22 protein-coding genes and 1 pseudogene are annotated in these 26,682 nt (G+C 63.3%); 8 read left to right on the forward strand and 15 right to left on the reverse strand.

The features are described from left to right. The first annotated feature begins 34 nt into the window (after nt 1-34). Together E3T43_RS18985 and E3T43_RS18910 are read left to right on the forward strand one after the other, a co-directional pair. Nucleotides 35-1,498: a hypothetical protein gene (locus tag E3T43_RS18985; RefSeq protein WP_174844367.1), complete on the forward strand. Its 1,464-nt coding sequence runs from the start codon at nt 35-37 to the stop codon at nt 1,496-1,498. Nucleotides 1,499-1,729: 231 nt separating this feature from the next. Then, the gene (locus tag E3T43_RS18910; RefSeq protein ID WP_166791388.1) at nt 1,730-3,076 is read left to right on the forward strand and encodes a hypothetical protein; all 1,347 of its coding nucleotides are present in this window, start codon (nt 1,730-1,732) and stop codon (nt 3,074-3,076) included. 501 nt (nt 3,077-3,577) lie between these two features. Here the strand turns inward: E3T43_RS18910 and E3T43_RS18230 are convergent. The 12 genes and pseudogenes from E3T43_RS18230 to E3T43_RS18290 form a co-directional block, all read right to left on the reverse strand. Next, nucleotides 3,578-4,006: an ANTAR domain-containing protein gene (locus E3T43_RS18230; protein ID WP_134473477.1), complete on the reverse strand. Its 429-nt coding sequence runs from the start codon at nt 4,004-4,006 to the stop codon at nt 3,578-3,580. Between the two features lie 241 nt (nt 4,007-4,247). Next, a complete protein-coding gene (locus E3T43_RS18235) occupies nt 4,248-5,342 on the reverse strand; it encodes an SDR family oxidoreductase (protein ID WP_134473478.1) in 1,095 nt (364 codons plus the stop codon). A 151-nt stretch (nt 5,343-5,493) separates the two neighbouring features. Further along, nucleotides 5,494-6,408, reverse strand: coding sequence for a DUF808 domain-containing protein (locus tag E3T43_RS18240; protein WP_134473479.1), 915 nt, complete (start codon nt 6,406-6,408; stop codon nt 5,494-5,496). Between the two features lie 223 nt (nt 6,409-6,631). After that, entirely contained in the window at nt 6,632-7,558 is a 927-nt protein-coding gene (locus E3T43_RS18245) for a hypothetical protein (RefSeq protein ID WP_134473480.1), read from the reverse strand. 22 nt (nt 7,559-7,580) lie between these two features. Next, nucleotides 7,581-8,798 carry a M23 family metallopeptidase gene (locus E3T43_RS18250; protein ID WP_134473481.1) on the reverse strand — a complete coding sequence of 406 codons (1,218 nt, stop codon included), beginning with the start codon at nt 8,796-8,798 and terminating at the stop codon, nt 7,581-7,583. 34 nt (nt 8,799-8,832) lie between these two features. Next, the gene (locus E3T43_RS18255) at nt 8,833-9,627 is read right to left on the reverse strand and encodes a M23 family metallopeptidase (RefSeq protein ID WP_134473482.1); all 795 of its coding nucleotides are present in this window, start codon (nt 9,625-9,627) and stop codon (nt 8,833-8,835) included. A 195-nt stretch (nt 9,628-9,822) separates the two neighbouring features. Beyond that, the gene (locus E3T43_RS18260) at nt 9,823-10,416 is read right to left on the reverse strand and encodes a DUF305 domain-containing protein (protein WP_134473483.1); all 594 of its coding nucleotides are present in this window, start codon (nt 10,414-10,416) and stop codon (nt 9,823-9,825) included. A 93-nt stretch (nt 10,417-10,509) separates the two neighbouring features. Continuing rightward, entirely contained in the window at nt 10,510-10,752 is a 243-nt protein-coding gene (locus E3T43_RS18915) for a hypothetical protein (protein ID WP_134495512.1), read from the reverse strand. 354 nt (nt 10,753-11,106) lie between these two features. Continuing rightward, a complete protein-coding gene (locus tag E3T43_RS18270) occupies nt 11,107-12,345 on the reverse strand; it encodes an MFS transporter (RefSeq protein ID WP_134473485.1) in 1,239 nt (412 codons plus the stop codon). Further along, nucleotides 12,338-12,730 carry a metalloregulator ArsR/SmtB family transcription factor gene (locus E3T43_RS18275; protein ID WP_134473486.1) on the reverse strand — a complete coding sequence of 131 codons (393 nt, stop codon included), beginning with the start codon at nt 12,728-12,730 and terminating at the stop codon, nt 12,338-12,340. The genes E3T43_RS18270 and E3T43_RS18275 overlap by 8 nt, the downstream gene beginning before the upstream one ends. A 396-nt stretch (nt 12,731-13,126) precedes the next feature. Beyond that, the gene (locus E3T43_RS18285) at nt 13,127-14,338 is read right to left on the reverse strand and encodes an IS4 family transposase (RefSeq protein ID WP_134473488.1); all 1,212 of its coding nucleotides are present in this window, start codon (nt 14,336-14,338) and stop codon (nt 13,127-13,129) included. A gap of 156 nt (nt 14,339-14,494) precedes the next feature. Then, nucleotides 14,495-15,722, reverse strand: a pseudogene (locus E3T43_RS18290) (ISL3 family transposase). Between the two features lie 610 nt (nt 15,723-16,332). Here E3T43_RS18290 and E3T43_RS18295 point away from each other — a divergent pair. The 3 genes from E3T43_RS18295 to E3T43_RS18305 all read left to right on the forward strand — a co-directional run bounded on the left by E3T43_RS18295 (nt 16,333) and on the right by E3T43_RS18305 (nt 19,667). After that, a complete protein-coding gene (locus tag E3T43_RS18295) occupies nt 16,333-16,902 on the forward strand; it encodes an RNA polymerase sigma factor (protein ID WP_134473489.1) in 570 nt (189 codons plus the stop codon). Continuing rightward, the gene (locus E3T43_RS18300; RefSeq protein ID WP_134473490.1) at nt 16,889-17,497 is read left to right on the forward strand and encodes a hypothetical protein; all 609 of its coding nucleotides are present in this window, start codon (nt 16,889-16,891) and stop codon (nt 17,495-17,497) included. Before E3T43_RS18295 ends, E3T43_RS18300 begins: the two co-directional genes overlap by 14 nt. Nucleotides 17,498-17,723: 226 nt before the next feature. Next, nucleotides 17,724-19,667 carry an ABC transporter ATP-binding protein gene (locus E3T43_RS18305; RefSeq protein ID WP_134473491.1) on the forward strand — a complete coding sequence of 648 codons (1,944 nt, stop codon included), beginning with the start codon at nt 17,724-17,726 and terminating at the stop codon, nt 19,665-19,667. Between the two features lie 36 nt (nt 19,668-19,703). Here the strand turns inward: E3T43_RS18305 and E3T43_RS18310 are convergent, their stop codons facing one another. Continuing rightward, nucleotides 19,704-20,171 (reverse strand): hypothetical protein, encoded by a 468-nt coding sequence (locus E3T43_RS18310; RefSeq protein WP_241979077.1) that lies wholly within the window; start codon nt 20,169-20,171, stop codon nt 19,704-19,706. A gap of 904 nt (nt 20,172-21,075) precedes the next feature. Here E3T43_RS18310 and E3T43_RS18920 point away from each other — a divergent pair. Next, entirely contained in the window at nt 21,076-21,246 is a 171-nt protein-coding gene (locus tag E3T43_RS18920) for a hypothetical protein (protein ID WP_166791389.1), read from the forward strand. A 119-nt stretch (nt 21,247-21,365) separates the two neighbouring features. On the opposite strand, the gene E3T43_RS18315 is transcribed toward E3T43_RS18920, so the two are convergent. Both E3T43_RS18315 and E3T43_RS18320 read right to left on the reverse strand, forming a co-directional pair. Next, the gene (locus E3T43_RS18315; RefSeq protein ID WP_166791392.1) at nt 21,366-22,367 is read right to left on the reverse strand and encodes a helix-turn-helix domain-containing protein; all 1,002 of its coding nucleotides are present in this window, start codon (nt 22,365-22,367) and stop codon (nt 21,366-21,368) included. A gap of 147 nt (nt 22,368-22,514) precedes the next feature. Next, nucleotides 22,515-22,943 carry an alpha/beta fold hydrolase gene (locus E3T43_RS18320; RefSeq protein WP_134473494.1) on the reverse strand — a complete coding sequence of 143 codons (429 nt, stop codon included), beginning with the start codon at nt 22,941-22,943 and terminating at the stop codon, nt 22,515-22,517. A 557-nt stretch (nt 22,944-23,500) separates the two neighbouring features. On the opposite strand from E3T43_RS18320, the gene E3T43_RS18325 reads away from it, so the two are divergent. Both E3T43_RS18325 and styD read left to right on the forward strand, forming a co-directional pair. Next, nucleotides 23,501-25,057, forward strand: coding sequence for a GMC family oxidoreductase (locus E3T43_RS18325; RefSeq protein ID WP_134473495.1), 1,557 nt, complete (start codon nt 23,501-23,503; stop codon nt 25,055-25,057). 34 nt (nt 25,058-25,091) lie between these two features. Then, entirely contained in the window at nt 25,092-26,588 is a 1,497-nt protein-coding gene (styD, locus tag E3T43_RS18330) for a phenylacetaldehyde dehydrogenase StyD (protein WP_134473496.1), read from the forward strand. Nucleotides 26,589-26,682: the final 94 nt, after the last annotated feature.

Below are 26,682 nucleotides of genomic sequence, written 5' to 3' on the forward strand. Positions count from 1 at the left end.
CTTGTGCGCGACCCGGAATATACATAACGAGCCCATGGCATATAAAGAAGCCCGCACGTCCAAAATCGACCACAACTCAACCGGTACCCCTCAACACCTCGCCGTAAGCAGCTCGCCCCGGGCTCGACGATTGGCTGTTTGGGCGGCACTCGCCGCCTCGACGATCGCCCTCTCGGGGCTCGCTGCTGTTCCGGCTATCGCCGAAGTAGGCGGCTCCGGCCGAAGCGGTGCCGACCGAAGCGCTGCCGACTCGATGAGCCCGTCCATCGTTGTCCCGGCCGGCGAGAGTGTCACCACCCGATTGGGCAATGTACCTACCGGCCTGAGCTCCATCGAGGTGGAATACTCCACATCGAACGATGGAGTGCCCACCCAGGTCGAAATTTCTGTCGGCCCCGAGAACACCCAAACCTATTCATTCACCGCTCCGACCGGCACGAGCGCTACGGCCACCATCACGGTTCCCGTGACGGATAAAACCGACGGCACGATCACCGCGAGCAGTAGCGTCTCGACGGTGTCGCTGAATCTCGCCCTCGTCGGCTTCGAGCGCGGCGAGGCTGGTCGCGCGCCCACGCCCAGTCCCGTGCTGGCTCCAGCTCCGAAGCCGTCGCCGACGCCGACTCCCGAGCCCACCCCGGCCCCCGAGCCCACTCCGACTCCCGAGCCGACTCCGACGCCCACTCCCACTCCCACGCCGGCTCCCGAGCCCACCCCGTCGCGTGGCGGTATGCCCGGTAAGTCCAACACCGGCGTTCCTGCCGGTACCGCGCTCACCGTGCACAACGATGACATCACTGTCACCAAGGCCGGCACCGTGCTCGATGGCCTCGACATTCGTGGTCTGGTCAAAATTGAGGCCGCGAACGTCACCATTAAGAACTCCATCATCCGTGGTCGCGAATTGAACGGCATCGGGGCGCTGATCAATAACCTCGGCGGCTTCAGCAACCTCGTGATTGTCGATACCGAGCTGCGCCCCTCCATCGCGTCGCCCGACGCCATGGGCATCTACGGCTACAACTTCACCGCGACCCGGTTGAACATCAACAATGTCATCGACGGAATCCACGTCACCGGCAGCAACGTCGTGATCAAGGACAGCTGGATCCACGACAACCTGCACTACCGGAACGACCCGAATCACGGCGGTACGCCGAGTCACGACGACTCGATCCAAATCCAGGTCGGCAACAATATCAGCGTCACCGGCAATCGCCTGACCGACGCGTACAGCGCTGCGGTGCAGATCACGCAGGACCGTGGACGGGTCGCCAACTTCTCGTACACGGACAACTACGCTGACGGCGGGCACTGCACCGTGAATATCGCCGAGAAGGACTATGGGCCTCTCCAGGGTACGACGATCACTGACAACGAGTTCGGCCGCGACACCAGTCTGAATAATTGTGCTGTCATCGCGCAGACCTCGACGAAGATCGACTTCGCTCGTAACTACTTCACCGACGGCAGCCCGGTGAAAATTTCCAAGGGGTAATTCTCAATAATCCTTAAACGGATGCGGCCGGACCTGTTAACGCAGGTCCGGCCGCTTTTTTCTGTCCAAATTTTGCAAATTGTCTACCCCTGAACGAGGGGTGAAACTGAGAAAGTGATGTGTTCGCTTGTGGCATTGCCCATTGTGGGCAATGCTCATCTTACTCACCAAGGCCTCCTACAGCCTCTCACTCGCACCTCCCGATTCTGTGCACTAGACGAAATGTGAACCATGTCCTCCACTGCTTTCGCTTCGCGTTCTACCCCTCGACCTTCTCGCCGCCTCGCCCTCATTGCCGCGGCCGGCGCCTTCGCCGTCGCGTTCAGCGGCGTCGCCGTTGTGCCGGCCAGCGCCGCCGTCAACACCGTCACGGTCGCCGTGCCGGCCGGTAGCAAGGTCTCGAGCGACCTCGGTACCATTCCGGCCGACGCCGCTTCCGTTGACGTCATGTTCGACACCACCGCTGCCGCCCGCACGGACATCAAGGTTCTGGTCGGCCCGGAGTACACGCAGCGCTACTACTTCACCGCTCCGGTCGGCGATGGCCCCGAGCGCACCTACACGGTTCCGGTCACCAGCAAGTCAGACGGAACCATTGTCGTCGCCAGCAGCGACGCCAACGTCAAGGTCGAGATGACCGTCGTCGGCTACACCAAGAAGGTCGTTCCGGCACCGACCCCGGCTCCGGCTCCGGCACCCGCACCCGCTCCGGCACCCGCTCCGGCACCCGCTCCGGCACCCGCGCCGGCTCCGGCTCCGGCACCCGCGCCCGCTCCGGCACCCGCTCCGACCGCGGTGCCCACCGGTACTATGCTGAACGGCACAAATACCGGTGTTCCCGCCGGGACCGTGCTCAAGGTCGTCAATGGTGACATTAACGTCACCGTCCCCGGTACCGTGCTCAACGGCCTCGATATTCGCGGTCTGGTCAAGATCAACGCCGCCAACGTCACGATCAAGAACTCGATCATTCGTGGTCGTGCCGACAAGCCCGGCATACTCATCAACAACCTGGGTGGCTTCAGTAACCTGGTCGTGACCGACACTGAAATCTTTCCCACCGTCATGTCGAACAATAACCACGGGATCTACGGTTATAACCTCACCGCGACCCGCCTGAACATTCACAACGTGATCGACGGCATCCACATCACCGGCAGCAACGTGACCGTGCAGAACTCCTGGATCCACGACCACGCACACTACGCGCAGGACCCGAACCACGGCGGAACGCCCAGCCACGACGACGGCATCCAGGTTCAGGTCGGCAACAACATCAAGGTCAACGGCAACCGTCTGACGGGCGCTTACAGCGCCGCCGTGCAGGTCACGCAGGACCGCGGAAAGGTCTCCAACTTCAGCTTCACCAACAACTACGCCGACGGCGGACACTGCACGGTGAACATCGCCCAGAAGACCTACGGCCCCCTGGTCGGCACCGTCATCAAGGACAACACGTTCGGCCGTGACACCGACAACTTCAACTGCGGCATCATCTCGTCGACCACGACCATCATCGACCACGCCCGCAACTTCTTCACCGACGGCACCGCCGTCACCATCCGCAAGGGCGCCTAAGCCGCAGCACTCCCCACCCAGCTAGCTCCCACCAAGAATTCCCTCGCAGGAAACCAGGCGGGCCCCACGTGCGCAGCACGCGGGGCCCGCTTTTTTGCATGTCCAGCGCGCCGAGTCAGGCGCCGCGCCGCGGCGGACCCGGTCCTGGTCCCGCCCGATCACCGCAGGCCAGCCGCACCACTGCGCGCCTCGCTGACAAACGCGACACCACCTCGAACCCGGCCGCCTCGAACAGCGAGAGTGACCCTTGGTAGAGCTCCGCCGCCGACACCGTGGCCTTCGCCGTCACATCCACCGGGTAGCCTTCGAGCACCCGCGCCCCCAGTGATCGTGCCTGCCCCACGGCCGCACGAGCCCACGAGCCCACGAGCCCACGAGCCCACGAGGACGAATGGACCCGGCAGATGCTCGTGTTCCTGGCGAAGTAGCTCAACCCAGGAGCGCCCGTCACTGACACGTGAAAGGCCCTCGTCGGCTTGCCGATCTCAGGATTTGATTCCTCTAGATCATCACGACGTTGTTGATCACGTTTGCGGCGCTCCGGTGCATCGGATCCTGGTGCGCACGGGCATGCTCTCGGAGGCGCGTGAAGGCTTTATCCATATTGATGTTGTTGCGGGCGGCGATGACGCCTTTGGCCTGCTCGGTGAAAACCCGGCTGGTGAGTGCACGCTGCAATTGCGCATTCACCGTGGCATTTTTTCGAGCCGAGCGTTCGTGAAGGAGACTGATGGTCGCGACGTCTGCCAGTGCCTGCCCGATTGCGGAGTCTTCACTACTCAGGGCGCCTATTCGCGTTCGAAACAGATTCAGTGCTCCGATGGTGTTGGGGCGAAAGCGCACGGGGATGGCATGCACGGATTGGAAACCCTGCGACAGTGCCGCCTGAAAATTGGGGTACCGACATCCGTCCGCCGCAATATTGCTCAGCGTGACGACCGCGCCGGACCGATAGGCGTCGACGCAGGGACGTGCAGGTTACCGTTTGAATCAGCCAGTAGAAGGCTCGCCGCGGTGGCGTCGAGCAACACCACACATTGATCCAGCAGAGTGTGCGGGAGACGTTGGTGACTGATTGCACGACCAGAGTGCGACGCACCAACCGGAGGAGGCGCCGACTTCAAGGCCCACAACTACCGCGAAAGTCGATCGACCTATTCCCCGCGAGAGATCAGGCTGCGGAGCCAGGTATGAGCTTCTCGGCACGATAGCGGTCGAATAGGGATGTGAAGGAGTCGATCGTGCGGTGGTGCGGGGTGAAGCCTGCGAGGCGGCTCTTGGTGATGTCGGTGAACACTTCGATGGTGCGGCCGAGGTCGGCGTCGGTGTGCCACCAGGACGCGATGCGCCCCAGATCGGACTCGACGAGGCCGTGTGCGGTGGCGACGTCGGCCCAGACCGGCTCCATGCCGGCCATCTGCACCTCAAGGGGACGCGGCTCGTTCACGAAACCTTCCGGATCGACGTCAAAGAAGGCGGCGATCTTCGGCCACATCGCGCGCCAGCGAAAGACATCGCCGTTGACCACGTTGAACGCTTCGTTGGCGCCGGCATCCGTTGTCGCGGCCCACACCATCTGCTCGGCGAGGATGGTCGCGTCGGTCATGTCGGTGACGCCGTTCCACTGGGTCTCGCTGCCGGGGAACACAAAGGGAATGCTGAGGTGCTTGCACAGGGATGCCTGCGCGGCGAGGGTGAGCCCCATGTTCATGAGGTTGCCGACGGCATGGCCGATCACGGTGTGCGAGCGGTGCACCGACCAGGTAAACCCTTGGCGAGCGGATGCCGCGAACAGCTCGTCTTCCTGCGCGTAGTAGAAGTTCGCCACATTGAGGCGCGGTTCGTCTTCATGAAAGGGGGTGTCGGGCATATTGCCCTGTCCGTAGGCCTCGAACGGGCCGAGGTAGTGCTTGAGCCCGGTGACGAGGGCGACGTGGCGCACCGGCGCGTGGGCGAGTGCGGCGAGGAGGTCCCGCACCATGCCGGCGTTCACCTCGATGTTGAGTTCCTCGGTGTCCTGACGTGACCAGGCGGTGAAGAAGACCTGTTCGGGGTTCTCGTTGGCCAGTGCGCGCTTCAGGTCGGCGGCGGAGCGCAGGTCCGCCTGGATCCAGCGCACCCCGGGTAGGTCGCGGCCGCTGCGGCGGGCCAGGGCGAGAACCTGCCAGCCCTGGGCGGAGAGCTGGTCGACGACGGCGGATCCGGTGATGCCGGAAGCTCCGACGACGAGGGCGGTGCGGGTGTGGGGCTCGGGTGAAATAGTCATTATTTTGTGTAACCGTGTGGTGTGGGAGGTATTCCTCACGCCATGGCAGCCCAGTTTGGGGACGACGTTGCCGGACCGGAGGTGGGGCCACGACCGCCGCCGGCGGGCATCCGTTTCTGAGGTGAGGCAGGCAACTACGTTGACGCGTTACCTAGACACGCGGCGCTGGGTGTTCCTCCGCGACGACGTCTGGTCTGTTTCGCTTGAGCATGCCCGATATTTTGAACACGATCCCGACGATGATCAGGCCAAGGATCAGGCCGAACACGGCCGACATCGCGGTGTCGGTGACCCAGACGACGATGGGGCCGGCAGCTACGATGGCGTTCGTGACGGTGTGCAAGACGTCATAGGGGCCGTGCCAGAAAGTCTCGGCGAGGTTGACGATCACCAAATGGCCGCCAACCCACAGCATTGCGACCGTACCGATGATTCCGATCATTCGGAACACAGCGGGCATGGAGGCCACGATGCGCGCGCCGGTGCGTCGCACCCGCCGTGCGGGGTTTTTCATCAGTGACAGGCCGATGTCGTCGATCTTGACTAAGAGCGCGACCGCGCCGTAGACGAGCACGGTCATGCCGAGGCCGATCACCACCAACGCGCCGAGCGTCATCCAGATGCCGAAATCGGAGTCGAGGCTGGCCAGCGCGATCAGCATGATCTCGGTGCTGAGGATGAGGTCGGTGCGAATGGCGCCGAAAATGAGTTTGCGCTCATCCCGTGATTCGGTCTCGTCGGTGGCGTGATGCGCGCCGAACCATTCGGTGACTTTCTCCGCGCCCTCGAAGCACAGGTAGGTGCCGCCGAGGATGAGCAGCCAGGGCAACACCCAGGGCGCGAATGCGGACAGGAGCAACGCGAGCGGGATGATGATGACGAACTTGTTGAACAGACTGCCGAGGGCGATGCGCCAGACGACGTGCAGCTCGCGCGCGGGCGAGAGCCCCTGAACATATTGCGGGGTGACGGCTGCGTCGTCGATGACGACACCGGCAGTCTTCGCGCTCGCTTTGAGTGCGGCGGTGAGTATGTCATCGACGACGGCAAGCAGGCCGACCGACATGTGGTTCTCCTTGGCTGGGGGCGCCCCCGTGAAGGGCACCGGCAATGAAGTCCAGAGTACCGTGGGGGAGGTGGGTGCGAGCCGTGGCAATTCGGCATCCGCTCTTAAAATGCGGAGGATGCTCCGCACGGAGTGACCGTTTCGCACAAGGCCGAGTGGAACCGGCACGTGCTCGCGTTTGAAATCGTCGAATGTGATCCGAACGCGCACGGTGCTGCGCATGCTAACTGGACAGCGATACCAGCGCGGTCCAGGTTTTCCCGAAGTCGTCGCTGGCGGCGATGCCGGTGACGTCTGCGACGAGGATCCAGGGCGAGGAGCCGCCGACGACGGCGAACGCTTCGGGGGCACGTCCGGTCGTTCCGGTTTGCGTCCACGTCTCGGCGTCCAGGCGCCAAACTGCGCCGCTGGGATCCAGACCGACCAATCCTCCGCCTGCGTTGGCGTCGACGGTGTCCAGCAGGAGCAGCACGGGGGCGCCAGACATCGCGCTGAAGGTGCGACCCACGTCGGTGCTCAGCATGACGCCTTCGGCGGTCGTGGCGTAGAGCCGTTCGGCCTGAGACGGATCCGCGCTCAGGTCGCGGAGTGCAAGGTTCGCTCCCGCTGTCCAGGTGAGGCCGGAGTCGTCACTGATAGAAATGTTCCCGGCGCCCGCGTCGTACCCGTAGACGCGCAGGGTGCCGTCGTCGAGGGGGACGGCATCCAGATCGTGAAAATCAGTCTTGCCCGCCAGGGACAGGGCCGTCCAGGATGAGGCGCCGTCCGTGCTGGAGATGAGCCCCAGGTTGGGGAGCGCCAGGTCGCTGGGTTCGCTCGGATCTGGGTGACCAGACGCCAACAACTGCCCGGGCGCGGCCACGGTGAAACCCATCGTGTCCTGTGCAAGGCCGGCGATCTGTATCGGCTGGGTCGTGTCGGCTCGCGGCGCCCCGGCCAGATAAGTGTCGGGCAGCATGCCGGTCGGGATGAGCCACACTCCCTGGTGGGTGGCCGCGTAGGTGTCTCCGGTCAGGGGATCGGCGCCGAGGCCATGCACGTGCTCGACAGTGTTCGCCGTCGAGTTGGTGCTGGGCGTCGAATCCAGATTATTGGTGGAACACCCCGTAAGGATGATCAGGCCGACGAGCGATACCGACAGGGCCGGCATTCGGCATTGTGATCGGTTGAATTTAACCAAGAATGACTCCGCGAGTGCTCATGAAGGGTTGTGGATTGACGCGGGCACCATTGACGCGTGTTTCAAAGTGCACGTGACAGCCGCTGGACGCACCCGTCGTTCCGACGAGAGCGATGGTGGCGCCTGCGGAAACCTGTTGCCCGGTGCTGACGAGCAGAGAGCTGTTGTGCGCGTAACCGGTTTGGGTTCCGTCACCGTGGTCGATGAGGACCCAGTTGCCGTAGGAGCCCAGCCAGCCGGCGTAGCTGACTGTTCCAGCGGATGCTGCCGACACGTTCTGCCCGCAGCCCGCGGCTATGTCGGTTCCATAGTGGAACGCACCGACTCCCGCCACCGGTTTATTGGGTCGAGCCCCATACGCTGAGCTAATCCAGCCTGACACGGGTAAGGTCCAGCCCTGTCCGTTGGGCGTGCTGCTGCCGCCCGCAGGCCTGCTCGCTGCTGCGGCCGCCGAAGCGGCGGCCGCAGCAGCCTGGGCGGCGCGAGCTTTCGCGGCGGCAGCTTCGGCTGCCCGTCGGATTTCTTCGCCCGCAGCGTAGTCGGCTTCCGTCGCGGCGCGATCCTCGGTCAGAACTGCTAGCTGCGCCTGTAGAGTTGCGGCAATTTCCTGCTGGTCGGCCAGTGCCGTCTCCACCCGGATGCTCGCGGCCATCGCGTCGGCCAACGCGGTTTCAGCCGTCTCGGCTAGCGCGCCGAGCGTCTGCTGTGCGACCTGGGCCTGATCCGTGAGCGATCTGGCGGAGTTTGCATCAGCGGCGGCGGACTCATAGACCACGCTCATCCGCTCGGTCAGCTTGCTCATGGATCCAAGCTGATTCAAAAGGTCGCTGGCGCTAGGCCCGTCTAAAAACAGCGACAACGACAGGTCGCTGTTTCCCGAGCGAGCGAGCATGGCCGCCAGCCGGCCGGCCTGTTCGCCCGAAATGGCGGCGGCGGCCGAAGCCGCGTCGGCCTGGTCCCGCAAATTCGTTGCTCGCAAGGTCGCATCGTCGAATGCGTTTTGCGCAGCCTCGTAGGTGGCCGCGCGACGAGATGCTTCGGCACGCGCAGCATCCACTTCGGCGGTGAGGCCTGCGATCAGCCCGGTCAACTCCGTGACCTGCGCTTGTTTACCAGCTTCGGACGAACGTGCGGTTTCCACATCGGACCAGCTCGGGTACTCGGCTGCGCCGGCCGGCACCGCGACCAGAAGGAGCGACAGAACCGTCACTGCTCCGAGAGCGAACCGAGCGCCAGCCCTGCGCCTAGCCAAGTGACACCCCTCGGGTGCTCATGAATATTTCCGCGTCGATGCGTTCACCGTCGACGCGGGTTTCGAAGTGCACGTGGCAGCCGCTGGATGCACCTGTTGATCCCACGATCGCGATGATTTCACCGGCCACGACCAGTTGACCGGCGTCGACGAGGAGCTGACTGTTGTGGGCATATCCCGTCTCGACGCCGTTGCCGTGGTCGATGAGAATCCAGTTGCCATAGGAACCCTGATAGCCCGAGGTGACAACTTTGCCTCCGGTGGCCGCGAAGACGGGCTGGCCGCAGGGTGCGGCTATGTCGGTTCCGTTGTGGAAGTCGCCGACACCATCAACGGGTTTGTTCGGGCGAGAACCGAAGGGGCTCGATATTCGGCCCAGAACTGGTAGAGCCCAGCCTTGGTCGCTGAGCTGGCCCGGACTTAAGCTGGCCCATTCCCCATTGCTGGCGACTTGGGTGTACGAGGCCGGTTCGGGTGCTTCCGTAATGGTGTATCCGTCGCGTTCAATAAGAACGGATGCCGTCCCTTCCGCGCTGAGGCTTTGCAGCTCGTCCGCCGGGGCGGCGCTCGCAGCAGCGGCTTGCGGTGATTCTGTATTGACCGCCAGCGCGGGCAGGGACGTGCTTATTGCGAAGAGAGCGATCATCGCCATGGCGCTTCCGGCCGCAGCGCGCTGGCGCAGCGGGACCGAACGGGGTACAACTTTCGCCGCTGGCGCAGTTTTCCAGGGGTCAGAGCGACCCGCGCGCAGCATGCTCTCCATGGCGCGCAAATCGCGTCGTGACATTGGTGGAATGGCGCCGGGAAGGCGGGGCGCTGTGGCGACGTGACCGGTGTTATCCACGTAGTACCGTCCCCGCGACGCGCAGCAGAGAAAGAATTTGACGGCAATGCATACTTGTGTCCTTGCAGGTCATTCAGAAAACGAACGGTGGGTTCCACCGGCGGGTCCTCCAGAGAAGGACCCGCCGGACGTGCCGCTCTAGAGCGAAGCGAGAAGCTTAGCCATTTCGTCGATTTCGGCCGTCTGCGTCTTGACGATGTTGGCGGCCATCGCCTGTGCATCCGCATTCTCCCCATCATCAATTTCGAGCTGCGCCATCGCGACAGCGCCCTCATGATGCACCGTCATTTGTTCCAGGAACAGGGTGCTGGCCTCTACCCCAGAGGCATCCTGCAGAGCCATCATGTCGTCGTCGGACATCATCCCGTCAGAGCCGCCGCCCATGCCGCCCATGCCCGACATGCCGTTTTCATCCTCGCCCCATGCCGTCAACCAGCCTTTCAGCTGCGTGATCTCCGGTTCCTGAGCGGCCTTGATCTCCGTCGCGAGGTCGATCACGCTTTCATCAATACCGTCCTTGGCAAGGAGGTCATCGCTCATTTGAACGGCCTGCTCGTGATGGGGGATCATCATCTGCGCAAAGGTCACGTCGGCGGAATTAAACGCCGCTGTGCTTTGACTGGCGGAGGGGGCTGCTGAATCGGTGGCGGGACTGCCGCCAGCGCATGAGCTGAGGGTGAGAGTGGCCGCGAGGGCCACAGCCGCATACAGAAAAGTTCGTGGTTTAAACATTGTTCATCCATTCGTCGTAGGCAGTAGAAACCGAGTGGCCGCAAGCACGGCAAAGCTCCGAAGCCACGTGCTGGCTCGGAACTACATCACGGTCTAAACGCGACAGATGGAGAGAAGAGTGAGGCTGGGGCGCTGAACCGGCAGGACGATGGTGCGCCAGGAGTTCGGGAGGATGCTGCCGGCGTCGAGCAGGCGCCGATAGGTGGCCGGAAGCCGAGTCAGGAACACCAGGGCGACGAGCGTGAGGAGCAAAACGCAGGTCATCGCGAGCAGGGCGCAATCAAGCATCCCGCCCAGGCTCCCCGACGAGATCGAAGCAACGACGGGAGCAGCCATGACAGCACCCATTCCCATCACCGAAGATTGTTGCTCAGACACAATCGATGAAGCAGCGGGCGGCGTATGCATGGCATGCCCGGTGGCCTCGGAATGAATGGCGAAAACGGCGAAAAGCAGCGCGGCGAGAGCGAGCAAGGCGACGAAAGGCGACAAAGAGACGGGTGCAAAGATCCGTTGTACCGCGCGATCCCGTGTCATTTCACCTACTTCATTACCTACAGCCAAGATTGAACTGCCAATGTCTTCCCTCGCAGAATACCCCACGGCGCGCTGTGAATCCTGAATGCCAGTCGCACGCGAGCACAACTGCGGGCTGTGACGGCGCTTTCTTCGGACGGCACGGGCAACGCTTCAGGCAGCCACCGTTGATTCCACCTGTGCCAGAGGTGTCGTCGGAGCGGTCCACGTCCGAAGCGCAATAAGGCCGGCGAGTATCCCTATGCCGGCGAGCACCCCTGCAGTCGGTGCTAGACCGAGCACGGCACCGAGTATCCCGGCGAGAGGATAGGTGACGATGAAGCAGGCGTGCGAGAGGGAGAACTGTGCGGCAAAGACGGCCGGCCGATTCGTTTCGTCGGACGAGCGGCGCAACAGCCGTGCCGACGGCGTCAGGATGGACGCGGTCGCGGCACCGAGAACGAACCAGATCACGAGGAGGCCAGACCAAGTTAAAGGTGTTGCCGGCGCGACAACAATGCCGGCGAGGGATAGAAGCCCGACGGGCAGCACCGCACAGCCGAGCAGCATGACGTTTCGGTCGTCAAAGCGCTCGAGTACCCGTGGAAGCGCGAGCGCGACGAGCATGGACCCGAATCCGTAGCAGGCCAGAGCGAGGGCGAAGTCAGACTGAGCGCGGCCGAAGTGGCTTTGCACGAGTACGACGGTGTTCACAATGACCATGCCGGTTGACGTCGCGACGACCATGTTCATGGCGAGCAACGCGCGCAATTCCGGTGTGCGCCAGAAGACGCGTACGCCGCGGGTGAGGCGGTCCAGAAATGGTGTTGGAGTGGCGACCCGGTGCGTAGGCAGGGTGGCTGTGAGCACGAGCAGCGCAGAACCCACGAATCCGACGACAGTCCCCGCGAAGAGAGAATGATAACTGATCACGGTCAACAGGGCGGCGGCCAGGATGGGGCTCAGAAGCGATTCGAGGTCGTAAGCCAGTCGCGACAGCGACAACGCCCGGGTGTATGCACCTTCATCCGGAAGCACAGCCGGAATCAACGCTTGGAATGCCGGGGTGAAGGTTGCGGAGGCAGCTTGCAGCACGAAGATGAGCACGTAGATCTGCCAGGCCTCGGTGACGAACGGCAGCGAGAGCGCGACGATCGCGCGCAGCACATCAGCTGACACCAGCAGCATCTTGCGCGGCACGTGCGCCGTCAGGGCGGAGATCACCGGGGCGATACCGACATAGGCGAGCATTTTGATGGTCAGCGCGATGCCGAGCACGATGCCGGCGTCGCCGCCGGCCAGGTCGAAGGCGAGCAGGCCCAATGCCACGGTGAGCAGTCCGGTACCGATCAGCGCCACAATTTGCGCGCTGAACAATCGGCGGTACGTGCGGTTTCGCAGAACCTCAAGCATGAGCGCTCCCGTCGACTGCGTCAGTAGCCCGTTCAAGCGGATGCCGGTGGTGTGCCGGTGTGCCCTCGACGGCATGCTCGGCCTGGAAAATCGCATCCGCAACGAGCTGGCGGGCATGCTCGTTGGCCAGACGGTAGAACACCCGCGTGCCCTCGCGGCGGGTCGCCACGATGCGCCCGAGCCGCAGCTTTGCGAGGTGCTGGGAGACTGCAGCTTGAGACTTGTCGACTGTCTCGGCGAGCTGGTTGACCGACAGCTCTGTGTCGCGGAGGGCCAGAATGATGCGAATTCGCGTAGCGTCGGCGAGCATGGCGAAGACCTCCACGGCCAGCTCGACGTACTCCCCATCCGAATCAAGCGTGCACGTCTTCTTATCTGCATTCATATGCAGATTGTTGCACATGCATCCTGTGTTGCGATAGAGGCTCTGGACCGGGTGAGATCGGTGGTCCAACCCGCGGGCGAGACGCTGGCGGCCAGCTATGGCGTTGGTTGGTGTCCGTCGCGGCGCGTGTCAGCGGTCATGAAAACGATGGCCCGCAACCCGGTCCTTAACACTTCCCCTACAGGGTCTCTTAGCCTCAATACCGTTCAGTTAAGCGTTTGAATGGTGATTTCCGGGTCACGAGTGGGTTGTGGCCAGTGCGCGTGGCGGAAGCGCTTGGCGGGCCATTTCGAGATTTTGCTTTTGATGACGCGGGGGTTTGACCGGCGTCGTCGCGCGGGGTTCAGACGGTGGATCAGTTCACGGACAGCGTGGCGCCAGATGGCTGCGGCAAGGTCAGGGCGCGGAGGGGGAAAAAGCGCCCTGAGCGACGGAGCGACGGGCGATACGAAGTGCGACGACGAAGGAAACCCGGTCAGGGTCGCGGCGGGCATGATGGGCGGCGTCAACCATCAGGGTGCGGATCGCGTAATGACAGCACAGGTGGCCCCAGATTTCCTGCTTGACCAGGTCCGGGGATTTGGACCGCAGCACCATGCGCGGGCCGCGTTGATGCGTTTTCAACTCGTCGAACACGGACTCAATCTCCCACCGTTCGGAGTAGACGGTCGCCAATTCTTCCGCTGACGCCTCGCCCGGATCAAGGATCGTCGTCAGCAGCCGGTAGGAGTCGGGATTGTCGCGTCCATCGTCGATCGTGTAGTCCACGACCCGTACCGTCAGCGGCGTTGTCGACTGCCGGCCCGTGCCCGAGGTCGGGATGATCGTTGCCAGCCAGGACCCATCAGCGAGGGTCTCCTGGTGCCGAGGGCGGAGATTCGTCTTGACCCGCCAGAGCAGGTCGGCGCCCGTCGCTGCCGCCTGCGCCCATAATCGGAAACCATAGAAGCCGCGGTCAGCCAGAACCAGCATGCCCGGTTTGAAGCGGCCAGCGAGCTCACGGGACAGTTCAATTTCTGACGTCGTGCACGGACCCATCACCGCATCCAGAACGGCATGCGTTCCACACTCCGCCAAAGCCACCAACCGTGCTTGAGGGAAAGCGGATTGCTCCCCCCGACTGACCGGCGGGCGGCCAAAGAACTCCGCGTTCACCACGCTGTCGGCCAGATCCAGAATCGTTCCGTCGATGGACATCAAGCGCCGCCCCGCCAACCAGGACCCCGGCGTGTTTGGCCCTGCCAGCGGCCGGGCGACGCGGGTAAACAGGTCCCGCACCGGTTCGAACCCCAGCCGCCTGCGCGCCTGAAAGATGGCCGACTTTGACGGCGGCGCAAACGTCTCAGACCAGCCAGTTGACCACGACAGCCCATCCGTCAGCTGAGCAAACACATCCTCGTAGGACGCTTCGGCATACAGGCCCATCCCGATAGAGAAATACGCCATCACCCGCGCCGGCAACGCCCGGTTACGCTGCTCGGTCCGCCCCGCCGCCTGAACCACCTCGTCGATGACATCAGCCGGGAACACACGGGTCAACAAACCCACCGACACCAAATCCGACAACCGACGATCAGAGACCGGCTTCACCCACCCTGTACGCGCCATGCCCTCAACGTAACACGGGAATGCTTAACTGAACGGTATTGCTCTTAGCCTCGATCCACCGGTCGAGTTGAGGTTGTGGCGGCGCGTTAAAGCGAGAATGCCTGTCGGATCAGAAAAAATAGAACTGACTTAGGGTTCTCCTGCCTCTTCCGTGGGTTAAATCTGGCCCGGAAGTACAGGTTTGTGCCCGCCGAGGCTGAGCATGGCGAGGGCGATGAGTGCGTCAAGGGATTTGAAGCCGAAGGCGATGCGGGTCATGAGGCGGATCTTGGTGTTCATGGATTCGACGCGGTCGTTGGAGAGGCCGTGCTCGATGGATGCGAGGATCGCGGTGCGGTGTTTGACGATGCTCTTCTGCAGTTTCACGAAGGAGGGGATTAGGCAGCGGCGGCCCCCCGACCCATTTGTCGAGAGCTTCGGTCGCCTCACTGAGAGGCAGATTGAAGATCACGCGGAGGCCTGCTTGCAGGTAGTAAGCGCGGGCCAGGCGAGGGTCGGTCTGCACGATCCAGGCGAGTTTTGCTTGCTGCTTCTCGGTCAGGTTCTCAGGGTTCTCCCAGAGGGCGTAGCAGTAGTTCTTGATGCCAGCAGCTCGAGCACTATCCGGGCGGGCCGGAGTATCGGCAGCGGGTCGGCCGCGAGTGCGGCGGGCATCGTTGTGCCGGGCGGCTGTACGGGCCTCGTTCCACGCGGCCCGGCGGACGTCGTTGAGGGCTTCGGTGGCCCATTTCACGACGTGGAACGGATCAGCGCACCGAACGGCGTTGGGCGCTCATTCCGTGACAACACTGGCGATCCAAGCCGCACCATCCGCGGACACATGCGTGATCTGGGCCGACCGTTCGGGCCCTAACGCGTCGAAAAACGTCGCCAGGATGGCCTTGTCCTGGCCCGGCGCGGCCCCGGACGAGGCAGCCGGAATCGTGGTCGACGACGCAGGTCAAATACTTGTGGCCACGCTTGTAACTGACCTCGTCAATGCCGATCCGGGTGAGGTCGGCGAATTGGTCGTATTGCCTCTCGGTATCGGCCCAAACCCGGGTGATGATCGCGCCGACAGTGCGCCACGCGATGCGCATCAACACGGTGATCGCAGTCTTCGACGCCACGCAACTTGGTCATCAAAGAACAATGTGTGACCGCTGTGGTGACGGGCCCACGGCACGGCGGCGACCGTCACGCCGTGGACACGGCACGACGCTCGGGGTGCGTCAGCTTCGAGGTGAACTTGAATCGAGCCCAGGTCCAACGCACGCCAGCGACGTCGCCCATCACCGAGGTCGTAGCGTGGGCTGCGTTTCTGGCAGGACCCGCAGCGGTTTCGCTTGGACGCCATCGGACGCACCGAAGCGATCAGAATCCTGCCCTCCAGGTCGAGATCGATGTCGTCGACGAACGTCTTCTCGACACCGAGAAGGGTTCACCATACTCTTAGAATTTGCACGCCGCTTTTCCGCTCCCGAGTTTCTTACCTTTGACAGTTAGAAACCTAGGCGGAGAGCGGCATACGGCCTTTAAGGCTCTCCTGACGGACCCACGGTTACGTCAAGAGAGCCGGAAAAAGTCCCGGCAGATCTTGCGATCTTCAAGGACTTTTGTGGGCTGTTCGCGAAACCCAGAAGGGCGCGGATCGCGGGGGAATCGGGGAATGATTTCCCTCCGCACGGCGCGCGATTTTCCTCCAGTTCGCAGAAATTAGCACTCACCGCTTCGCGGGTATTCGGATGACCGCAGCGCGTCGCGCAGCCCTGCACGCCCTCATGAACCGCCGGTAATCAACTCGCTGTGCACGGATTGTCATTGAGTGCTGGCAGCAAATTCTCGATGATGCGGCCGTCGACACCGCATCGAGCATCCAGGCCACTCCCGACCGCAAGGCCCGCGTAGAGGGGCATAGATGTGGCCCAGGCCGGGAACCGACGGGGTGAAACGGTGCGAGCGTGCCTCGCATGAAATCCTCGCGCCCCTGCCGGACATGCCTCAGTATGAGAGTTGTGACCGACACCCAGCGCGAAAAGCGGATGCGCAACCTCGTCGCGCTCGTCGGCGACCCTGTACGCCGCTACCTGCACCGCCGCACCGACGCCGCGACGGCCGACGATGTGATCGGCGACACGCTGCTCGTGTGCTGGCGCCGCCTCGACGAGGTGCCCGACGATGCCCTCCCCTGGGCGATCGTCGTCGCTCGACAGTGCCTCAGCAACGCCCAACGCGCCGAGCGTCGCCGCACCCGTCTCATCGGCCGCATCATCGCGATCGACCCGCCGCCGGCCGTTGCACACGAGAACCCGGCAGCATCCACCGTCGATGAAGGCACTGCCGTGGCGGCCCGCGTGACCGCAGCCCTCGCCGGCCTGCGTCGAGACGATGCCGAGATCCTGCGGCTGTGGGCGTGGGACGAGTTGACGAGCCCGCAGATTGCCGTTGTGCTCGGCGTCAGCGCGAACGCAGCGGCGATCCGGCTGCACCGCGCGAAGGCGCGCCTCAAGCAGGAGCTACTGAAATCGGGCCACCCGACCGGACATATACCTTACGACGAAGGGAGCGAAGATGCACGACGATGACCGTGCGCTGCGCGATCAGCTGCGCGCCGCCGATCCGGCCCGCGCGCTGCCCCCTGCCTCGCCGACGTGGCTCGACCACAGAATGGAGCAGATCATGACCGACCAATCCGTTACCACCCCGACTGTCACCCCCGAGACGCCGCGACGCGCGTTCCGGCGGTGGATGCCGGTGGCCGGCTTCGCCGCGGGCCTCGCCATCGCCGCCGCTATCGTCGTACCCCTCGTTCTCGGTGGTCCGGAACCCACCATCGAGGCGCTGCAGCCTCCCATGGGTGGAGGCCTCGCGAGCGTTAGCTGCCTCGTGCTCGAGCCGGCGACCGTCGCGGCGCAGGAGCAGGCGTTCGCCGCGACGGTGCTGCAGATCCAGGGCAACACCGTTGTGCTGGAGGTCACAGAGCGCTTTGTCGGCGAGGTCGCCGACCGCGTAGAGGTGGCGCAGGTCGACGCGATGACCTCCGACTTCTCGGGTGTGCCCTTCGCGGTCGGCCAGAGCTTCCTCGTCGGCGCAGTCGATGGAACGATCACGGGATGCGGCGTGACCGGGGCCGACAGTGCCGAGCTTCGCGCGGTTTACGACGCAGCGTTTCCTGGCTGATCCAGGTCCGCGGGAGCGGCTGGCGGGAAAAGTGCGTGGAATCGTCCCATCAACGCTCGCGCAGCATCCGCTCGTAACAGAAATCGCTCCTGAGAATCGCTCGAGGAGCGATTTCTCTTTGGCGGCCGAGCCGTTTCATGAAAGAAGCCCCGGTTCGCCGCCACTGGGGAGAACGCCGAGCTCGGGCAACTCGCCATCTAAACTTGTTCGAGCGAAAGGAACCACCATGAGCATGGAAGGCGCGGCCTGGAGCTCGCTGCACAAGATGTCGAGCGCTAGGGACAGCAAACGCGGCTTCTCCCGTGAGTCCGTGAGGCGGATCATGACGTTCGCGGTGCCCTACCGGTCTAAGCTACTGATCTTCATCACCCTCTCCACCGTGGGAGCTTTCCTCGCGGTCGCGACGCCGGTACTCGCCGGCCAGGTGGTCGACGTCATCGTCGCCCAGGGCGCGGTCACCACGATTGTGTGGCTCGCCGTCGTCATCGCGCTCGTGGCCGTGGCCGACGCCGCCGTGTCACTCGTGACGCGCTGGTACTCGGCGCGGATCGGTGAAGGCGTGATCCTGGACCTCCGCACCGCCGTCTTCAACCACGTGCAGAAGATGCCGATCGCGTTCTTCACCCGCACACGAACGGGCGCCCTCGTGAGCCGCCTCAACAACGATGTGATCGGCGCTCAGCAGGCCTTCAGCGGCACGCTGTCCGGCGTGGTCACGAACGTCGTGGCGCTGATCCTCACCCTGATCGTCATGCTCAGCACGTCCTGGCTCGTGACGGTTCTCGCCGTGATCATGCTCCCCATCTTCCTGGTACCCGCCCGCCGCATGGGAGGCCGCCTCGCCGCGCTGCGCCGCGAGGCCGCCGATCACAATTCCGCCATGAGCACGCAGATGACCGAGCGATTCTCGGCGCCCGGCGCCACCCTCGTCAAGCTGTTCGGCCGGCCCGACGAGGAGGCCGAGGAGTTCCGCGTCCGCGCCGCCCGTGTCCGCGACATCGGGGTGCGCACCGCGATGCTGCAGTTCGTCTTCTACACCGCACTGATGCTCGTCTCCGCTCTCGCCCTGGCGCTCGTGTACGGGCTCGGCGGCGCCCTCGCACTAGCTGGCCAGCTGAATACCGGTGACGTGGTCACCCTGGCGCTTCTCCTCACCCGCCTCTACGCGCCGCTCACCGGCCTCGCAAACGCACGGGTGGAGATCATGAGCGCGGTGGTCAGCTTCGAGCGCGTCTTCGAGGTGCTCGACCTTGACCCGCTCATCAAGGAGAAGCCCGACGCCGTCGCCGTGCCCGAAGGCCCGGTGTCCGTCGAGTTCGACAACGTGCGCTTCGCCTACCCGTCCGCGGACAAGGTATCTCTCGCGTCTCTCGAAGAGGTTTCCACATTGGACACCCGCGGCGGCGAGGAGGTGCTGCACGGCGTGTCCTTCAGGATCGAGCCGGGTCAGACCGTTGCCCTCGTTGGTTCGTCCGGTGCCGGCAAATCCACGATTGCGCAGCTCCTCTCGCGCCTGTACGACGTCGACAGCGGCGCCGTGCGCCTCGCGGGGACGGATGTCCGCGATGTCACGTTCGCCTCCATGCGGCACACCCTGGGCATGGTGACGCAAGACGGCCACCTGTTCCACGAGACCATCCTCTCCAATCTGCGCCTCGCGAGGCCGGAAGCGTCCGACGATGAGGTGTGGGACGCCGTCCGCCGTGCGCGGCTCGAGCCGCTCATCCGGTCCCTGCCCGACCAGCTGAACACCATGGTGGGCGAGCGTGGCTACCGATTGTCCGGGGGTGAGCGCCAGCGGATGACCATCGCGAGGCTCCTGCTCGCCCAGCCGCGCGTCGTCATCCTGGACGAGGCGACGGCAGCGCTGGACTCGACGTCTGAGGCCGCCGTGCAGGCGGCGCTCAGCGAGGCGCTCGAGGGACGGACAGCGATGGTGATCGCACACCGCCTCTCCACCATCCGCAGCGCGGACCTGATCCTCGTGGTTGAGGACGGCTCGATCGTGGAGCGCGGTACGCACGAGGAATTGCTGGCAGTGCGTGGGCGGTACGAGGAATTGCACCGGACTCAGTTCGCCGTGCAGAAGAATGCTGCGGCGGATGCGGATGCGGATGCGGATGCGGATGCGGATGCGGATGCGGATGCGGAAGCGCTAAGCGGGGTCTAGTCACTTCGTGAGTTGCGTCGATGCAACGAATTGCCGCTACGCGGGGTCGACAAGGGCGCCGTCATCCTCGTCGCCCCAAGACTCAACAAACGTGATTCGCCCGCGCGAATCGCGAATCGAAAGCACGAACGCAATGATCGCGGTCGCGATTCCGATAACGCCCAGGGGGTTCGCGATACCAATAGCGATATCCAACGCAGGCTGTGTGGGTCCGCTGATGATTGTCTGCAAACCGCGAGGTGTTGAATCTGGAAGCGTGAGTCCCAACAAGAGTCCGATAACGCCTGATGCAAGGAAAAACACGTATGTTATCGCGCGAGTTTCGAACCCTCGACGTGCCGTGCGTCGTACCGCGAGCCCCGTGAACACCAGCAAGGCGGCAAAAATCACACCCAGCGTCGCCGCGTAGATGATGGTGAGGTCGCCACCGATCCCGAAGAGGTGGCGGCCGAAAGAGATCCACGCGGCCACCGCGATACCAGCAACCACGAGCACGTCACCCATGTGCCCTGAGCGCGAGGCACCAGGCGTCGCGCGAACTCGAATTACGCTGTACGTCATCACGCGCTCTCAATCACTGTGCTCGTTACAACCGTAGCCATGGAAGTGCTTGCGCGTGCGCACTTCCACAGATGGACAAGCCCGCGAACCGCGAAATAAATGCGACGCTATCCGACAACACACCCCTACGCCACTTGGGACTGCGGCCGGTTCGATCGACTCATCTAGCCATATTGCTCGCCGGATGATTGCTCCCGCGACGGGGAATGCGGTCAGCAGCAAGCTGGCCATGTGGCCGCCGACGACACGGACATCCTCGAGGTGCTCGGTGATGCGAACCACGTCCTCCAACGCCCGGTAGGCGGCGTCGTCGGCATTGGAGGTCGCGACCGTCTCCACCGAGCGTCGGATTATCAAGATCCTCCTCGTGCAAGCACCAAATCACGGATCCGTTGAACAGCCTCATCCGCGTCCGGGCCACCCGTCCGCCTGACATCCCACGCCGCGATGACCGGATCGACGGTCGGCGTGGTGGTTCTTCGCGAACACGAGGCTGCGATTGCCCAAATCGTTTGGTCGGCCGGAACGGTAAACGTGAGCGTGGCACGCGCAGCAGTGGTCTGCGCGAAGCCAAGCTTGCTCAGGGCGATCCCCGACGTGGCGTAGATGACCGAACGCGCAGGCACCCGCCACGGCGCCAATTGGTCAACTGCGGAATCTCCAGAAACTAGAACGTGGACTCCAGCGGATGCGTCGGCGGCCACAACCGCAGTCGACTGGTCAGTGACAGGGCGCCCATTTGTTGTCCAGCAGCAGTGTGTCCGAACGGACCAAGCCATTCAGAGCGAGGAGGACATTCGCAACCGCCCGGCGTGATCCGCAGACCTGTCGGACGCACTCTTGGTAAATGGTGGGCAACTGCGTGTGCGCGAAAGCGCAGCAGGAAGAGACCGAGAACTTGAAAATGCCATCATCCGCGCGAACTTTCGCAGCGGTCATCGCCGGGTGCGAGGCCGCGTGGACCTTCTTCAACGCGGTCTTCAAAGTCCTCATCCCCGACCGTCTGCCTGTCGCCTAGGACGGGCACAGGCACGTGCTCGTTACCTTGCGGTCCGTGGGCTCGAACGAGTGGGCTGCCCGTGATCTCCTGCTGAGTTTCTCCCAAGTGTCACGGCGGGAACGTGCCATCAGTACCGCTCAGTTGTGAGCGGTTACGCGGCACTCTCGTGGAGAGACGCCGAACTCCTTGCGGAAGGCCCTCGCGAACGACGCCGCATCTTCGAATCCCCAGCTGGCGCCGATAGCAGCGATTGGCCGCTGTGCGAGGCTCGGGTTCAGGAGATCACGCCTGGCTTCCTCGAGTCGGCGGTGCCTGATGCGGCCTCGAACGGTTTCTTCCTGTTCCTCAAACAGCTTCTGCAAGTAGCGCACAGAAATGTGGTGCGCGGCAGCAATGCCTGTTACTGACAGCCTGGAGTCGCCGAGGTGAGAGACGATGTGTTGGTCGATTCGTGCCAACAGTAGTCGGCGTTGAGCATTTTCATCGCCCGAAGTGGCTTCGTCGAGACGTTCGCCGAGGGTTGCGGCTACGAGTTCGAAGATTGCATCCGACACCTGAAATCCGCGCCCCAGTGAGTCGCTGTCGAGCTGTCGACTCATCTCTCCAAGAAAGCTCGACGTGATCGCCCCGAGTCCGCGCCGGCCGGAGAACCGCGATGCCGTGAGTGACGACAACTGCCTGTGGTTCAGGCTGAGGGATTCCAGAGGAAACATAACAACGAACATACGGAAGGAGTCATCGAAATCGAGTTGGTAGGGCCGGCTCGTATCGTAGATGGCGAAATCTCCTGGAGCGAGAGCCGCATCGCGGCCGTCCTGGGTGATTACGCTGTAGCCGCGTAGCTGTAATCCAAGCTTGATGAAACCGGGGTCGGCGCGCGCAATCTGCCGCTGCGTGCGTCGTACCGACACTGCGGAACCGGTGACCGTGCTAATTTCTGCCGATCCGAGCTGCTGGGAGACCAGTGCGCCGTCGAAGCCAGCTGGAGTGAAGCCGTCGGGCAAGTCAGCGGTGAGCGGAACGAAACTGCGACTGACGGCGTCGGTCCAGGCGTCGAACCTTTCGACCGTGTCGAGTTCGGAGCAGTCAAGCATCTCACGCCCCGAACCGGACAACGACGGAACAAGTGCCAAGGTCATTTCAGCCTCCACGTCGTCGTGTGTGCCGCCCGCCCGTTGATAGGAGGACGCTTGCGAAAGCATAACCCGGCCGGACGTGCATGGCATCGGAGTATCCGTACCTGCAGCATCTGGCCGGGCGCCGTCATTTGGGTTTTACGTGGGCGCTCAGGCCAGCACTGGTATCTGGTTCAGGAATTCCAGGACGAGTTGAGTGAATTCATCTGTGCGTTCGAACAGGGCAGCCTGACTGCTAACCGGACCCGTGAAAACATGCCACTGCGCTCCGGGGAACGCATTCGCCGCAAGCAGCCCAACTACGATTGGCGTCAGCAGATCTTGCTCACCGCCGATGGCCACGGTCGGCGCGGAGATCGAGGTCAGCTGGTGCAACGTGTCGTGGGCGAGGTCGGCATCCCACTGTTCAGCCACCGTGGCCATGCCTTCTGGCGTGCTCGGGAACAACGGGTCGACCTGCTGCGTGAGGGCGCGAAATTCGGGCTTCGACAGAAATTCGGGCAAATAGGCGATAGCGAGGGCGCCGAGGACTACGTCGCGATCACCGGTGCGCCACGGGTGGGCGAGTGCGGACAGCATGGCAGTCTGGAAAGCGCTGGCGCGCCCCCAAGCCGAAGCAAGTACCAGTTCGAAGGCGAATTCGTCAGTTCGAAGTTCAGGAACTCTGAGCATGAACATAGAGTGACGGACGGCCACGATAGCGCTGCTGCGATGCCTCATGAGCTCGGCTACGTCAGCTAGCGGCCGCGGCCTTACGCGGTCATGAACCGCTCCAACATGGACTGGTGCAGACAAAACCACGGCTGTTCTCACCTTGCGCCTCCACAACCTTGTGGCCATTACCCAGCGGCTACCTCAGAAGAGCGGGAAGAACTCGTTGCGTGTGATGCGCTGGATGAACACAAGCCCTGGAACGGGTAAAGCGATCTCGATGTAAGCGAATCACCTTGACGACGATCCTAGAGCGCTGGAGTAACAAGCCACCCACCGCGAATACGGGTGCGCGACCGAGGTGCGCGTCGGGCACAGTACTGTGCGCGTTCGGCGCAGTGCGAACAGCGGTCGATGGGGGAGGCTCGAAGTACCGACCTGATTCTGAATGAGCGGTCGGTCCATCACGTTCAAAGGAGAACACAATGCGATCGGATTACATCGTCGTCGGAGCCGGTTCGGCTGGCAGCGTCATAGCGCGCCGTCTCATCGATCAGGGCCACACGGTTCACGTCATCGAGGCAGGGTCAGTCGACACTGACCCGAACATTCACAACCCGCAGGGGTGGCCTGCTCTGCTGTTCTCGCCCAATGATTGGGCTGTCATGACCGCCCCGCAGATCCACGCAGAGGGCCGAAGCCTCTACTGGCCGCGCGGCAAGGTTCTCGGTGGAAGCAGCTCGCTGAATGGAATGATCTACGTTCGCGGACATCACAGCGACTACGACGGGTGGGCAGCGGAAGGTAACACCGGATGGGCGTGGAAAGATGTCTTCCCGCTCTTCAAGCGCAGCGAGGACCACATCGGCGGGGCATCCGAGTACCACGGCGTCGGTGGCCCACTGAGCGTCGAGAAGATCATCGATGGTCGGGCACCCACTGCTCAGGCCTTCGTCGATGCTGCGGTCTCGCTCGGCTATCCCGCGACAGACGACTTCAACGGAGCGGTGATGGAGGGCGTTGGTTTCAATGACACCACAACGCGAAAGGGTAAGCGGGCCAGCGCCTGGCAGAGTTTTATGGTGCCAGTGCTCGACAATCCGCGTCTCACGGTGACGACCGGTGCCCTCGTGCATCGCATTCTGATCGAAGGTAATCGGGCTGTCGGTATCGAGTACGAAGCTGGCGGTGAGGTCGGCCGGGCTTTTGCCGACGCTGAGGTCATCATCAGTGCCGGCGCGATCGGTTCGCCCAAGATTCTGCTCCTGTCAGGAATCGGTGGCCGTGAGCAGCTCGACGAGCACGGTATCGGTGTTATCGCCGACCTGCCCGGTGTGGGTGAGAACCTGCACGACCACTTGTTGGTGAGCAACATCTACGAGGCCAAAGGACCGTTGCCGGCGGGAGCGAATAACCTGCTCGAGAGCCAGCTGTACACGCGCAGTACCGATTGGGATGGGCCCGGCCCCGATCTGCAGCCGCTCTTTCTACACCTGCCCTACCCGACCGACGGCGGTGCCGTGCCTGAGAACGGCTACACGATTGCACCGGGAATCGTGCGTCCGGCGTCGCGGGGAACCCTGCGGCTGGCGTCGGCAGACCCGAACGAGGCGCCGATTGCAGACCCTAACGTTTTTGCCGATGAGTACGATCTCGAAGCTATGGTCGACGCGATCATCCTGTGCCGGGAGATCGGTCAGCAGGATGCCTTCGCACCGTTCCGCAAGCAGGAATTCGCCCCCGGCCCCGACGTCACTACCCGCGATCAGCTTCGCGAGTTCGCACGTCGCTCGGTGGGGACCTATCACCACCAGGTCGGCACCTGCCGTATGGGCTCCGACGACGCGTCCGTCGTCGATGCATCGCTTCGTGTGCACGGCATCGACGGTCTGCGCGTCGCGGACGCCTCGATCATGCCGCGCATTTCCAGTGGCAACACGAACGCACCGTCGATCATGATCGGCGAGAAACTCGCCGAGCTGCTGTCGAATTCAGCGGATGGCGTGGCCCAGACCGCGCAGCTCAGCGGCGCCCACAACTGAACTCGACCACACGACTAATAGAAAAGGACGATCTATGACTATCGAAAGCAATACCAGCGCGGCCGTCGGTGAACACGGAAGCGAAGATGAGCCCGTATTCACCACAGGAATGCTCATCAACGGAACGTGGCGGCAGGCCGACGAGACCTTCACCGATCTGAACCCCGCCAATGGCCGCCCCCTCGCCACGGTTTCCAGCGGATCGGCGAGCGACATCAATGAGGCCGTCGCCGCCGCGAGGGCCGCGCTCACGGGCGCCTGGAAGACCACGCCGGGTGCGGTCAGAGGTCAACTCCTCAACCGCATCGCCGATCTCATTGAGCGCGACGGAGAGTACCTCGCGCGACTGGAAGCCCTCGACATCGGCAAGCCCCTAGCCCAGCCGGGAATGCTTGATGTGCCCAACGCCGCAGCAACGTTCCGGCACTTCGCTGGATGGGCGGACAAGATTCAAGGCACGACCATCCCGACAGCCGGTGCGATGGGGCGACCCACGCTGTCGTATACGGTGCGCGAGCCCGTCGGCGTTATCGGTGCGATCGTGCCATGGAACACTCCGCTGATGATCGCAGCGTGGAAAATCGCGCCCGCTCTTGCAACGGGAAACACGCTTGTCGTGAAGCCCGCTGAAGATGCCCCGCTGTCGATTCTGCACCTCGCCACTCTGATCGTGGAAGCGGGGGTGCCGGCAGGCGTAGTCAATGTTGTTCCCGGAATGGGGAGCATTGCAGGGGCGGCGTTGGTCGAGCATCCGGATGTAGACAAGATCAGCTTCACCGGAAGCCCCGCGGTCGGCCGCCAGATCCAGATCGCTGCAGCCGCGACGTTCAAACGGGTGACGCTGGAACTCGGTGGCAAGACGCCGCAGATCATCTTTGCCGACGCCAACGTCGAAGCGGCGGTCGGTGGTTCGGCAATGGGCCTGTTCTTCAATCAGGGCGAGGTGTGTGCTGCAGGAACGCGCATTCTGGCCCACCGTTCGATATACCAGCAGGTCGTCGACGGTCTGGCGGCGGCAGCGTCGGCACAGGTGCTTGGCGATCCATTCGACAGCACGACCACGATCGGAGCGTTGGTCAACGAAAAGCAGCAGAAGAGCGTGCTCGCCTATATAGAGAAGGGAAAGGCCGAAGGAGCGCGCGTCGTCGCGGGCGGCGACACGGGAAAGTCCGAGGGCTTCTACGTACGACCGACCATCTTCGCCGACGTCGACAACAGCATGACGATCGCCCAGGAGGAGATTTTCGGACCGGTCGGCGTTGTGATTCCGTTCGACAGTGAAGAAGAAGCGATTCAGATTGCAAACGGCACGCCGTACGGCCTCGCTGCCAGCGTCTGGACCTCCGACGTCTCCACCGCACACAGAGTGGCCGCGGAGATTCGCGCGGGCGCCGTGTGGATCAACGGCTGGGCCGCAATCGACCCCGCTCTGCCCTGGGGCGGCATGAAGACCTCGGGCATCGGCCGCGAACTCGGTTATGCCGGTATTCTCGCCAACACCGAAGAGAAGGTGGTCACGGTCGTTCTCTAGGAGGCTGCTGAATAACATGGGTTCAGCCGGCCCGGCGAGTCTCTAGAGTGTTTTTTTGCTCCGGGGTGGGGCGTTGTGAGATCGGCTGAGCGGT

It is taken from the genome of Cryobacterium sp. Hh7, from assembly GCF_004403155.1.
Classification (GTDB): domain Bacteria; phylum Actinomycetota; class Actinomycetes; order Actinomycetales; family Microbacteriaceae; genus Cryobacterium; species Cryobacterium levicorallinum.